The 13,249-nt window shown below is 72.6% G+C and carries 5 protein-coding genes; 1 reads left to right on the top strand and 4 read right to left on the bottom strand.

The window, feature by feature from the left end; genetic code table 11:
• Positions 1–4: 4 nt before the first annotated feature.
• Entirely contained in the window at positions 5–598 is a 594-nt protein-coding gene (locus V5P93_RS21780; protein WP_104479015.1) for a hypothetical protein, read from the bottom strand.
• 144 nt (positions 599–742) lie between these two features.
• Positions 743–4,246: a M20/M25/M40 family metallo-hydrolase gene (locus V5P93_RS21775; RefSeq protein ID WP_245931242.1), complete on the bottom strand. Its 3,504-nt coding sequence runs from the start codon at positions 4,244–4,246 to the stop codon at positions 743–745.
• A 439-nt stretch (positions 4,247–4,685) separates the two neighbouring features.
• Here V5P93_RS21775 and V5P93_RS21770 point away from each other — a divergent pair, with 439 nt between their 5' ends.
• Positions 4,686–5,789, top strand: coding sequence for a class II histone deacetylase (locus V5P93_RS21770; protein ID WP_104479017.1), 1,104 nt, complete (start codon positions 4,686–4,688; stop codon positions 5,787–5,789).
• A gap of 6 nt (positions 5,790–5,795) precedes the next feature.
• Here the strand turns inward: V5P93_RS21770 and V5P93_RS21765 are convergent, their stop codons facing one another.
• Both V5P93_RS21765 and V5P93_RS21760 read right to left on the bottom strand, forming a co-directional pair.
• Positions 5,796–8,930 (bottom strand): hypothetical protein, encoded by a 3,135-nt coding sequence (locus tag V5P93_RS21765; protein ID WP_104479018.1) that lies wholly within the window; start codon positions 8,928–8,930, stop codon positions 5,796–5,798.
• A gap of 179 nt (positions 8,931–9,109) precedes the next feature.
• On the bottom strand, positions 9,110–13,204 hold the full coding sequence (locus V5P93_RS21760) for a SpoIIE family protein phosphatase (RefSeq protein ID WP_104479019.1): 4,095 nt from the start codon (positions 13,202–13,204) through the stop codon (positions 9,110–9,112).
• Between the last annotated feature and the right edge of the window lie 45 nt (positions 13,205–13,249).

The following is a 13,249-nucleotide window of genomic DNA, read 5'->3' as shown; positions in this document are numbered from 1 at the left end:
GCGTTCAGTGCGCGACGAGCAGGCGGGCGTGCAGGTCCGCCTCCTTGACCACGATGCGCACCGGCACGTACGCCCCGGGGTCGATGCCCCGGTACCCGTGCCGGACAACGGACTCGTGGATCTCCTCCGAGACCACGACCACGAGATCGGCCTCCGGCGACCGGTCCAGCTCCACGTACAGCGGCTCCCCGTTCACCAGCCTGCACGCCTTGACGACCTCGGTGCTCACCCAGCCGACCTCGCTGCGCAGCACCTCACCCGCGTGCACGGCCATCCGCACCCGGATCCGCAGCCGCGCCGCGACCACCGAGTTGTACTCGCGCAACCCGGCCGCCAGCCGCGGCACCACCGGGTCCAGCAGGTCCACCTTGGATATCCCCGGTGGCACCAGGATGATCATCCCGTCCCCGGTGCCCTCCACCCGCAGCCGCCACCACGGTATCCCGGCGTCGCGGAAAGCCGCCCGCACCAGCAGGTCCAGCGCTCGGCGCGCGCGAACCTGCCCGAGGTTGTCCCACCGCGACGACCCCACCATGTCGACCACCACGATCGACCGGTGCTTCGGCCCGCCCCGGCCGGTCCACTGCCGTACCACCATCGCCCCGCTCCCTCCTCGGTTTGACGGTGTTGTGCCGAGTGGAGTGCGGTTCTCCCCGGGATGTCCGCGAAAGACGAAGGTGGGGTGGGACCCCACGGTCCCACCCCACCTATGCGGCACTACCTACCAGACTGCCCTGCCCGGTCAGCTGGTCTGCAGGGCCACGTCGTCGATGAGGAAGCTCGTCTGCAGGCTCGCGTCCTCAACACCGTTGAACTTGACCGTCACCGACTGGCCCGCGTACTGGCCGACGTTGATGGTGCGCTGGACGTAGCCGCCACCGGCGTCGGTGTTCGAGTAGGTCGCCACGGTCGCGTTGTTGACCGTCACGGTCAGGCGGTCGTAGGCGACGCTCTCGGTCTCCGCGGTGGTGATCCGCAGCCAGTAGGTCAGCGTCGAGTTGGTGCAGCCCGACGGGATGCTGACGGTCTGCGCCGCGCTGTCGGTGCGGGGGCTGCCCCACCCGTTCAGCCACGCCTTCCAGGAGCCGGTGCGGGCCGCCTCCTGCGCCGAGCTGTCGACCACCCCGGAGGTGGTGGTCCACGGCGCGGTGCCGCTCTCGAAGCCGCCGTTCTGGATGACGTTGGCGCCCGAGCAGGTGCCCGGGTTGGTGCCCACGGTCAGCGTGAACGTCGCCGAGCGGGTCGCGGTGCCGACACCGGAGATGGTGATCGGGTAGGTGCCCGGCGCCACCGAGGACCCGACGGAGATGGACGCCGCGGCCGACGAACCGGTCTGCACCGAGGTCGGGTTGAAGGACACCGTGACGCCCGTGGGCGCGCCGGTGGCCGACAGGGTCACGGTCTGCGCCGCCCCGGACGTGGTCTGGGTCGACACCGTGGTGCTCGCCGTGCCACCCGGCTGGACCGAGGTGGAGGTCGGGCTCAGCGCCACCGAGAAGTCCTGGCCCGGCTGCGGCGTGCTGGTGACGGCCTGCTTCCACAGCGCGTAGGCGATGCCGTCCGAGGCGCGGTCCAGGTGCGTCGTGCTGATGTTGCTCGTGTTGTCGCACGCCGAGTGGTAGCAGGAGTCGTACGCCGAGTTGGCCGTGCCGCCCCACTTGGTGGCCTGCGCCGAGGTCTTGCGGGCGGAGGCGCCGGTGGCGTAGCCGGAGGACGGGATGCCCGCCTGCTGGAAGGAGTAGTCGTCGGAGCGGCCCGCGCCCTCGACGTTCTCCTCCGGGGCCAGGTTCAGCGAGGTCCAGTACTCCCGCAGCGGCTGCGACTGGGTGGTGTTGATGTTGTTGATGAAGTACCCGCCGTTGCGGGACCCGATCATGTCGAAGTTGTAGTACGCCTTGATCGCGGTCCGCTGCGCGGCGGTCAGCTGGCCGACGTAGAACTTCGAGCCGTTGAGGCCCTGCTCCTCGTCGGTCCACCAGCCGAACCGGACGTGCTTGGCCATGGTCGGGTTCTTCGCGGCCAGCTGGAGCGCGACCTCGAGGAGGGCGGCCGAGCCGGAGCCGTTGTCGTTGATGCCCGGGCCCGCGGCCACGCCGTCGAGGTGGGCGCCGAACATGATCGTCTGGTTGGCGTCGCCGCCCGGCCAGTCGGCGATCAGGTTGTTGGACCGGTAGGTGCAGCCCGAGGAGCAGGTCTGCTCGACCACGGAGTAGCCCGCCGCCTGCAGCTTGCCCTTGATGTAGGCCACGGACGCGGTGTAGCCCGCGCTACCGGCGCGGCGGTTGCCGCCGTTCTGCGACGCGATGGTGCCCAGCTGCGACAGGTGCGCGGAGACCGCGTTCACGTCGATGTTCGGCGCGGTCGGGTCCGGGTCGGGGCCGCCGCCACCGGTCACGGTCAGGCTGTACGTCGCGGTGTGGCTGGTGGCGCCCGCCGCGGTGACCGTGATGGTGTAGGTGCCGTTGGCGACCGTCGAGGCGACGTTCACCGTGGCGGTCGAGGACGCGCCGGTCTGCACCGAGGACGGGGTGAACGACACGGTCACGCCGCTGGGCTGGCCCGAGGCGGACAGGGTGACGTTCTGCGCCGAGCCCGAGGTCGTCTGGGTGGCGACCTGGAAGGTGGCGGAGTTGCCCTTGACGACCGAGCCCGAGGACGGGTTCAGCGACAGCGAGAACTCGTTGCCGGGCGTGCCGGTGCAGGTGGGCTCACCGGTCTGCGCGGGCATGGTGATCGCGTCCCACGCGGCCTTGGTCTTGTTGAACAGACCACAGGTCGAGTCCAGGTTCTTCGCCGCGGTGAGCGTCGCGATCCGGTACTTGCGGTGCGTCATGCCGGAGGTCTTGAGCAGCATGCCGCCGTAGAAGATCTTGCCCGCGTTCTGGATGCCCACACCGGTCAGCGTGGTGTTGTTGCACGTCGGGCTGGTCGGCTTGCCGCCGCCCGGGTTCGTGCCCTCCGCGAGGAGGTAGAACCAGTGGTTCAGCGGGCCCGCCGCCTTGTGCACCTCGGTGTTGGGGATCGAGGAGCTGTAGCAGTTCGGGTCGCTGTTGACCAGCGAGGGGTTGTACATGTTCCGGATGGGACCGCGGCCCTGCAGGTTGATGGTCTCGCCGACCAGGTAGTCCGCCGGGTCCTTCGGGTTGTTGGCGTAGGCCTCGGTCAGCGCGCCGAAGATGTCACCGGTCGCCTCGCCGAGCCCGGCCTCCTGGGAGGTGCCGCCCGGGGTGTTCTGGTCGAGACCGTGGCCGTACTCGTGGCCGGTCACGTCCATGCCCGCGATCCACTTGTTGGCCGAGTTGTAGCCGATGGTGATCGTGGAGCCGTCCCAGTAGGCGTTCTGCTGGTTCAGGCCGACCTTGCCGGGCCAGCTGCGGCCCGAGCCGGTGTGGCCGTTGCGGCCCAGCCAGTCGCGCAGCATGTTCCACTCCTGCTGCGCGCCGTAGAGCAGGTCACCGCAGCCGGTCTCGCGGCTGGTGGCGTTGCCGGTGCCCCAGGAGTCGGTCGATTTCGAGAAGACCTGGCCGCCGCTGTAGTCCGAGCACTGCAGGCCCGGGCGGTTGGGGTCGACCATGCGGTAGGTGCCACCGGAGTTGGTGGTGTCGATGGTGACGTTGCCGTTCCACTCGCTGTTCAGCGTGCCGTGGGCGGCGTCCTCGACCTTGTCCAGCACCGCGCCGGAGTTGGCGTCGACCCAGACCGTCAGGTGGCTCGGGCCACCCTCCTTGGTGCTGCCGACGACGAGGTGCTCCCACGCCAGGGCGGGCTTGTCGGCGGTGACCTTGACGACCAGGCGGGCGGACTCGACCTTGGTGGTCTTGCCCTGCAGGCCGCGCGAGGTCGCCTCGGCGGCGGCCTTGGTGACCCGCGCGGTGGTGCCGGGGACGGCCACCTTCGCCTTGGTCGCGGCCATCACGGCCTGCACGCGCCCCTGGCCGTCGGCCAGGACCGTGGCGTCGCCGCCGACGACCGGTAAGCCGCGGTAGCTGCGCTGGTAGCTCACCGAGTACAGGTTGTTGAGGTACGGCGTGACCAGGTCGCGCGCGTAGCTCTCGTCCGGGCCCTTGGCCAGGGCGTCCAAGCCGCTGCTCGCGGCCACGTCGGCCGCGGAGACGGCCAGCGCCTGCGGGCTCTGGCCCTGGGGTTGCTGGCCTTCACTGGCCGATACCGGGCTGACGGTCAGGGCGACCGCCGTCCCGGCCAGCACGGCGAGGGCGACACCGGCCGCCATCGTTCTGCGCTTCATCGAATGCTCCTTAGTGCAGGGTTGCGCACGGCACGGCCGGTTTCCGCCTCGTGGGCAGAGCAGAACACCGCTGGAGTGGAGTGGGACGACACCGAGCGCGGTGAGCATCGAACTTGGTCAACCAACAGTCAAGAGATCGAAAACTCCACTTGCCAATTGTCAAAGATTTGGCAAATCTTCGTCGACGCCGCGTGGTGCCGCCTTGGGCTGTTCGGATCAGGGCATCGGCTGGTGGGGGCGCTGGTATCGAGCGCGGTCACCGGTGGTGTCCGAGTGGGGATCAAGCAAACCGATGGTCAAGGAAATCCCATTAACAGGGATGGTCTGCCAGGTTCCGACCGCGCTGTCTGGGGCGTGAAACTGCTGGAGGGCCGAGAAGATCGGCACCCGGCCCTCGGACCCTGGTCGGACGTACAGCGGACGGTCCACAGTGGTAAATGTGGCAACTGGTTACGTTTATCACGAGCTGTACGGGTGGCACGACACCGGGACGCAGGCGGGGTTCTTCCCCGCCGACCCACGACGGGGCCTCCAGCCCTTCCACCACTTCGAGTACTCGGAGTCCAAACGCCGCGCCCACGAGCTGGTCGTGGTGTCCGGCCTGATCGACCGGCTGACGCGGCTCGCGCCGCGACCGGCCACCGACGAGGAGATCCTCGCCGTCCACACCCCCGCGCAGCTGGAGCGGTTGGTCGGCCTGAACGACACGGGTGGCGACGCGGGGGACGGCGGCACGAAGTTCGGCGTCGGCGGCGTGGACATCGCGCGCTTGGCGGCGGGCGGGGCGATCACCGCTGTCCAGGCCGTACTGGACTCGGCGGTCGACACCGCCTACGCCCTGGTCCGACCACCGGGGCACCACGCGGTGGCCGAGCAGGGCATGGGGTTCTGCGTGCTGGCCAACATCGCCATCGCCATCAAGGCCGCGCGCGAGACGCACGGCCTCGAGCGGGTCGCGGTCGTGGACTTCGACGTCCACCACGGCAACGGCACCCAGGCCGCGTTCTACGCCGACCCGACCGTCCTGAAGATCTCACTGCACCAGGACCGGTTCTTCCCCGGGAACTCCGGCTTCAGCACCGAACGCGGCGAGGGCGCGGGCTTCGGCTACACCCTGAACCTCCCGCTGCCACCCGGCACCGGCAACGGCGGCTACCAGGAAGCCTTCAAGCGGGTCGTGATCCCCGCCCTCGACCGCTTCCACCCCGACCTGATCATCATCGCGGCGGGCTACGACTCCAGCGCGCTGGACCCGTTGGGCCGCATGATGATCACACCCAAGGGGTACCGCGCCCTGACCTCGATGCTGGTCGAGGCCGCGGGCAGGCACTGCGGCGGCCGGATCGTCGGCGTGCACGAAGGCGGCTACAACGAGTCCTACACGCCCTTCTGCCTCTTGGCCGTGTTGGAGGAGCTGGCCGGTGTGGAGGAACCGTTCCCCAGTCCGTTCGGGCTCGACAACCTCGGGCAGCAGGAACTCCAACCACACCAGGAGAAGGTCATCAAGGAGGCGGAGAAGCTGCTCAAGGACATCCACTGCTGACCGGGGTCAGAACGACTCCATGGACAGGATGGTGAGGATCGCGATCACCAGGGTGACGCCGATCCGGCCGGGCAGTGCGGTCTTGCCGGACAGGCCGAGGCCCAGGAGCGTGGAGAACACGCTGAACGGCACGGTGGTGAAGGTGGGCGGCTTGTCCGGCGGGAACACGCCCGCCGCCGTGAGGGCGATCGACTCGATGGTCAAGCCGATGCAGACGAGGTAGTAGACCGGTCCCCGGGACGCGTCGCCGATCAGGTTGCAGCCCAGCCCGGCGACCAGGGTCGCGATGAGGAGCGCGAAGAGCAGCAGGTCGACGTCCTTGTCGGCCTGCTGCCGCACGCCCCCGGTGCCGTCGGGCAGGACCGCGGTGGCGGTGCCGGTCAACGGTTCCACCACCCAGAACGCGTTCACCGCGCCGTTCGCCGGTACGAGTCGGTGGTATCCGGCGTAGCGGTCGAGGGTCCGGGCCAGCACCGCCGCGGCGCTCGGCGGCAACCCGGCCTTCACGTCGTCGGGGACACCGGTGCCGATCGGCAGGTACCTCAGTGGCCGGTCGAGCAACCTGCCGTGCGCGCTGTCCCCGGACAGGCTCTCCCCGGTGGACAGGGCCAGGGACGCGCGCACGCCGTCCCGCAGCGCCTGCGCGCGGTCGGCGGCGACCACGCCCACCTTGTTCAGCTCGGGGCTCAGGTCCACTGTGGAGAGAAGGCCCTTCTCGGCCGGGTTCGGGCGCTGGCTGACCACCACCGTGGTGAACGCGCGCCAGCCGGTGCCGGTGGTGGCTTTCCCGTCCGGTTGGGCCAGTCCGGTCGCGGGCGCGAACAGGGCCGACAGCAGCCCCGGGTACCGCCGCACCCCGGCGGCGACGTCCGCCAGGTCGTCCGGTTTGAGGTTCGGCAGCTTGGGGCGCACCGGTTCCCAGCTCAGGTGGGCGCCGACGATGTCGTCCACCACGGCGGCCGGGGTCGGTGTGTCCGGCTCGATGACCAGGGTGGTCAGGCCGTCGAGCACACTGCGCGCGTCGGCGACGTCGGCGGCGGTGGGTGGGTCGTCGGTCGGTCGACCGCTGCCGGTCAGGCCCACGCCGCCGAGTCTGCGGATGTCGCGGGTCTCGCCCGTGTCGACCTCCAGGTACACGCCGACGATCGATGGGGGAGGGATCCGCTGGTCGGCCGCCGGCACGGTGTAGGTGTCCGTGCCGGACGCCGCCTCCACCGCGACCGACACCGTCCGTGCGGGCTTGCCCTCGAGTGGGGCGCGGTAGCGCAGGCGGTAGATCGTGCCCGTCCGCGACGCCAGGTGCGTGCCGAGCGCGGTGGCCAGCCGTGTGCCCGCGTCCGGGGCCAGCGGGTCGACCCGGGCGCCGCCGGTCAGCTCCACGATCTTGTCGGTGGTGGCGGCGTCGACCTTGCCGACCGGCAGGCAGATGACCGGCACACCGTGCGACCGCGCCTGCGCCTGGTGCGCCGCGATCTTCCCCGGCTCGTCGCCGGAGACGTTGTCGCTGATCAGCACCAGGACGGCGGCCCCACCGACGGTCCCGCCCGCGGCGACCGACCGCCAGATCTCGGAGAAGCTGAACGCCTCGAACGACGTCGCCAGCCGCTGCTCGTCCGGCGGCGTCCAGTCGCCCGCGCTCGGGGTGGCGCCGACCGGCGCGACCTGCACGTCGAACGCGCGCGTCGCGGCGGCGTTGACGATCGCCTTGGCCACGGTGTGGTTGAACGCCGTCCGGGCCGCCTGGTCGGGGAACGCGTCGGTGATCGAGCCGCTGCCGTCGAAGACGACCAGGACGCGCGGTCGGCGGGTGTCCGGCGCGTTCGACAGCAGCGCGCACGGCCGGGCGGCGCCGTCCTCCGCGCACGCGAACGACGCGGCGTCGAGACCGTCGACCGACCCGCCCGCGCCGTCGGCGACGGTCACCTCCAGCGCCACCTCCGGGAACGCCGACGGATCGGCCTTGACCCGCACGGTCCGCGCGTTCGCCCGCGCCTTGTCGAGGTCCGCCGCGGAGAGCCGCACCAGGTTCCCGAAGGGGCCGCTCGGCATGCCCTTGTCGTCGAGCGCCAACACATCGCCGAAGACGGTGATCGGCGCGCCGTTGACGGTGAGCGGGTCCTCCTCGACGGGACCGAACGGCGACACCGCGTCCGGGATCGCCGCTTGCAGGCGCAGCGACGGGACCCGGGTCGGCACCGCGCTCAGCCCGGCGGTCAGGACGGTCGTGGGGGAGGCCGCGGCGTCGAAGGTGACCGTGATCGGGTGCCCCGCCACCCGGTCCACCGGCCAGGTCGCGCTCGCGAACGTGACCACCTCACCGCGCGGCGTCCGACTCCCGGCGGCGGGCTGGCACAAACCGCGCAGCGCCACCGTGATCGTGTCCGTGGTGGGTCGCGGGTCGAGTGCCCGGACCCGCGCGGACGGTTGGGTCGTGGGGTCCAGGGCGCCGACCGCGAAGGCGTACCGCGTTTGGCCGCCGACCTCGTACCGCACCAGCGGCAGCCGGTCGGGCAGCAGGTCGGTCCGGACCGTGACCGCGGCGGCCGCGTCGGCCGGGAGCGCCGCCACGATCGCGCCCGCCAGCTTCTCGATCTCCGCCGCGGCGGACGGCCCGGTGGGCGCGGGCACGGTGACCTTCGCCGCCTTGGCGACCTGGTCGAGCAAGTCCTTGTCGGGGGCGAACTCCGGCAGCCGGAGCCGGTACAGGTCGGCCACCGTGACCGCGGCCGGTCGGTCGGCGTCCATGACCGCCACGGGCACGCCGGCGGCGGTCAGCAGCGCGGCGAGCAGTTCGACGCGGTCGCGGGCCGTGCCCGCGCCCGCCCGCAGCGTCGCGGCCGGACCCCACCGGCGGTCGGTCTCGGCCGCCCGGTTGGGTCGGTGCGGGCGCACGGTCACGTTGTCCCGCACGAACCGCGTGATGGCGTCCGCGTCCTTGGCGGCCACCACGGCCGCCGCCCGCGCGGCCAGGTGGTCCGGACTGCGCCGCACCGCGTCCCGCAACGACCGCAGCGCGTCCGCCGCACCCGAACCACCGTCCGGTGGCGGCTGGCTCTCGCCGGTGCATCCCTGGAGCAGCCCCAAAAGGCCCAGTGCGCCCACTCCCGCCAGCACGGTCCGCCGGTCGACTTCCGCTGTCATGGCAGCCTCCTCCCCGTGCCCCGGTCCTCGCCCCCGCCGCGCGCGTCGTTACGGGGCGGGGGGAAACCGGGACCGAAGGGCTCGGAAACTCCACTTCGGACCGAACGGACAACGCGCCCGACCGTGGTTTACCGCGCAAAGCGGGCAGAACTCGCGCCGCGCCGGGGGATGGTCGGATGTCAGGACGCGCGCGTCCCCGACATGCGCAAGTGGACAGTCGTGCCGGTGTGGTCGGAGGTGACGGTCACCTCCCGCGCCAGGGCGCGCATCAGCGCCAGGCCCCGGCCGCGGTGCGGGTCGCGGTCCGGGTCCTGCTCGTGCCAGCGGCCGGAGTCGGTGATCGTCAGGTGCAGGTCGGTGACCGCGGCCTCCGCGCAGAACGCGACCGTGCCCGGGTCGGTGTCGCGGTAGCCGTGCTCGATGGCGTTGGCGCACGCCTCGCCGACGGCGAGCAGCACGTCCTCGACGGTCTCCGCGCCCACACCGCACCGGTCGAGCCACGCGCGCAGGTCCGCGCGCAGCGCGCCGAGCCGCGCCGGGTCGGCGGGGAACGACAGCTTCAGCGGACCCGGGTGCCTGCACAGCAGCACGGCGACGTCGTCGTCGTACCCCGCCGCCGGGGACAGGCGGGTCATGACGTGCGTGGCGAGCTTCTCCAGCGGCAGCTCGCTGCCCTCCCGGACCGCCACGCCCGCCACGTCCATCCCGTCGGTCAGCGGCACGCCGCGCCGCTCGACCAGGCCGTCGGTGTACATCAGCAGCGTCGAGCGGACCGGCAGCGGGCAGCGGGCCTCCGGCCGCGCCGAACCGGGCAGCACCGCCAGCGGCGTGGCCTGGGCCTCGTCCAGCAGCCGGGTCGTGCCGTCGGGGGTGGCCAGCACGGCGGGCGGGTGGCCCGCGCTGGAGTAGGTCAGCACCCCGGTCTCGGGGTCCAGCACACCGCAGAACACCGTCGTGCAGATGGCGCCGGGCAGGCCCGCGGCGAAGTCGTCGAGGGCCATCAGGGTGCGCGCCGGGCCCGCGTCCTGCAGCAGCAGCGCGCGGCAGGCGCTGCGCAGCTGGCCCATGACCGCCGCCGCCTCCAGGCCGCGGCCGACGCAGTCGCCGACCACGATGCCGATCCGGCCGTCCGGCATCGGCGCCGTGTCGTACCAGTCCCCGCCGACCTCCAGCGGGCGCGCGGCGGGCTCGTAGCGGACGGCGAACCCGGTGGGCAGGTCCGGGCCGAGAATGGCGCGCTGCAGGGCGATGGCGGTCTCGCGCTGCTGGTCGATCTGGTACGCGCGGCCCAGGCCCTGGCTGAGCCTGCCCGCGAGCAGCGACAGCAGCAGCCGGTCCTGGTCGGTGAACGGCCGCAGCTCGTCGAGGTCCACCCACAGCGCCATCGGGCCCTCGGGGTGGTCCAGGGGGATGGTCGCGCTGGTCACCCCGTCCGAGACCGGCACGAGCGCGGGCTGGTCGCACAGCGCGAGCAGCCGTTCCCGCCGCGCGGTGGGCAGCCGGTCCCACACCACGTCCGGGTCGGTGCTGGTGAACGCGGGGTCGTCGGCGCGGACCACGGCGTGCACGCGCCGCGCCCCGAAGAGCCCCCGGAGCAGGTCGAGCGCCCCGGCGAGGGCCTGCGACAGGCTCGTCGCCTCCGACAGCCGCAGCCCCAGCGCGGCCAGGGCGTTGTCCCGCTGCACGGCGTGGTGCTCGGTCGTCACGTCGCGGAACGTGCCGACGGTGACCCCGAGCCCGGTGTCGGGGTCCCGCGCCTGGTTGAACGTGACGCTGATCCACAGCCGGTGCCCGTCGCGGTGCACCACCGGGACCGCGTGGTGGCTGCCGGGCTTGCCCTTGAGCAGGCAGTCGAACACCTCGTTGACCTGCTCGAACCCGACCGGGTCCAGTTCCGCGGCGGGCCACCACGGGTGCCGCGGCGGGTACGGCAGCCCCTCGGGCCCGAACCCCAGGATGTCGGTGAACGCGGCGTTGACCTCCACCACGGCCCCGTCCTGGTCGCAGACGAAGAACGCCTCCTGCAGCGACTCGACCAGCGCCGTCCGCCACCGGGCGTGGTGGCCGCGCAGCCGGGCCATCTGCACGTTGACCCGCGCCCGGGCCAGCAGCTCGGCGGCGGCGAACGGTTTGACCAGGTAGTCGTCGGCGCCCGCGCGCAGCCCCTCGATCGAGGCCTCCTGGCCCGCGCGGGCGGAGAGCAGCAGCACCGGCACGGCCGCGGTGCGCGGGTCGCCGCGCAGCGCCGCCACCAGGGTCAGGCCGTCGAGGCCCGGCATCATCACGTCGCTGACCACCAGGTCCGGCGGAGTGGCGCGGATCGCGGCCAGCGCCCGCTCGCCGTCGACGGCGGTGCGCGTCTCGTACCCGGCGCCCGCCAGCAGCCGGACCAGGTACTCGCGCATGTCGGCGTTGTCGTCGGCCACCAGCACGGTCGCCGGTTCGGGGGCGCTCGCGTGCTCGGACCAGATCGGGCCGGGGACGGCCTGCTCGTCGGGCAGCCAGCGCAGCGCCTCCCGCAGGTACGGGTCGGCCGCGGCGCCTGGGTCGCCGGGGACGTCCCCGGGGTCGACCAGGGCGTCCGCGGGCAGGTGCGCGTCGCCGAAGGGGAGTCGGATGGTGAACCGGGTGCCCTCGCCCTCGGCGCTCTCGGCGGTGATCGCGCCGCCGTGCAGGCCGACCAGCTCCCGCACCAGGGCGAGGCCGATGCCGCTGCCCTCGTTGGACCGCGACCGGGTGTTCTCCACGCGGTGGAACCGCTCGAACAGCCGGGACACCTCCCGCTCGGGGATCCCGACGCCGGTGTCGGAGACGGTGACGACCGCGGCGTCGCCGTCCGCGCGGACCGCGACGCCGATGGCGCCGTCGAAGGTGAACTTCAGCGCGTTGCTGAGCAGGTTGAGGACGACCTTCTCCCACATGCCGCGGTCGAGCCGCACCGGCTCGGGCAGCGGCGGGCAGTCCACCTCGAACGCCAGCCCCGCCTTGTCGACCGCCGACCGGAACACGCTGGCCAGCTCGGCGGTGACGGCGGCGAGGTCGACCGGCTCGTACCGCGCCCGCACCCGGCCCGCCTCGATCCGGGAGAAGTCGAGCAGCGTGTTCACCAGCTTGCCCAGCCGCAACCCGTTGCGGTGGATGAGGTCCAGGTCCTCGCGCACCCCCGGGTCGGTCCGCGCCAACCGGTCCCGCAGCTCCGCCACCGGCCCCATGATCAGCGTCAGCGGCGTGCGGAACTCGTGGCTGACGTTGGCGAAGAACGTGGTCTTCGCCCGGTCCAGTTCGGCCAGCTCCTCCGCGCGGCGCTGCTGCGCGTGGTAGCCGCGGGCGCCCGCGATCCCGGCGGCGAGGTGGCCCGCGACCAGGTCGACGAACCCCCGGTACGCCTCGTCGAGCGGGCGGTAGCGGTTGAGCCCGGCAACCAGGAAGCCGAAGGGCGCGCCGCCGAGCTGCCGCAGCGGCACGGCCAGGGCCTGCACGGGCGGCTCCGCCCAGGGGCCGCGCGGCCAGGCGTCGGTCAGCTCGACCAGCGCGGACTCACCCCGGGCCAGGTCGTCGACCGGCCACGACCCGACCGGGGGCACCGCGCCGAGCCCGGTCGACCCGGCGAGCCGGGCCCCGTCGCCGTCCTCGAACAGGTAGGCCAGGGTGAACGGCAGGTCGCGCGGGTTGCCCGCCAACCGTCCACACGCGCGGGCCAGCACCTCGGCCTCGCCGCGGGTCACGTCCGGGTCGGAGCCCAGGTCGTGCAGGGTCGCCATCCGCCGCTCGCCGATGACCCGCTCGGTGTCCTCGCTGACCACGCACAGCATGCCGACGACCGCGCCCGCGTCGTCGCGCAGCGGGCTGTAGGAGAAGGTGTGGTAGGTCTCCTCGGGGAAGCCGGACCGGCCGAGCAGCAGCATCAGCGCTTCGTCCCAGGTGGCCTCCCCGGTGGCCAGCACGGAGTCGACGCGCGGGCCGATGTCGTCCCAGATCTCCGCCCACACCTCCCGCGCGGACCGGCCCAGTGCCCACGGGTACTTGCGGCCCAGCGTGTCCCGCCGGTACGCGGCGTTGCAGAAGAAGGTCAGGTCGGGCCCCCACGCCAACCACATCGGGAACCGCGACGACAGCAGGATGCTGACCGCCGTCCGCAGGCTCTGCGGCCAGCCGTCGGGCGGGCCCAGCGGCCCCGCCGCCCAGTCGACCGCGGCGAGGTCGTCCCCGACCTCGCCACCCGCGGCGAACACGTCGACCACCACCGCCTCCGTTCCCTCGTCCCCGCCCAGCATCCCAGCCCCACCCGCTCGCGGCTCGTCCAGTCCGTCGTCCGGGCC

The organism is Actinokineospora auranticolor, assembly GCF_041897805.1.
Classification (GTDB): domain Bacteria; phylum Actinomycetota; class Actinomycetes; order Mycobacteriales; family Pseudonocardiaceae; genus Actinokineospora; species Actinokineospora auranticolor.
This window is presented reverse-complemented; position numbering and strand designations above follow the sequence as displayed.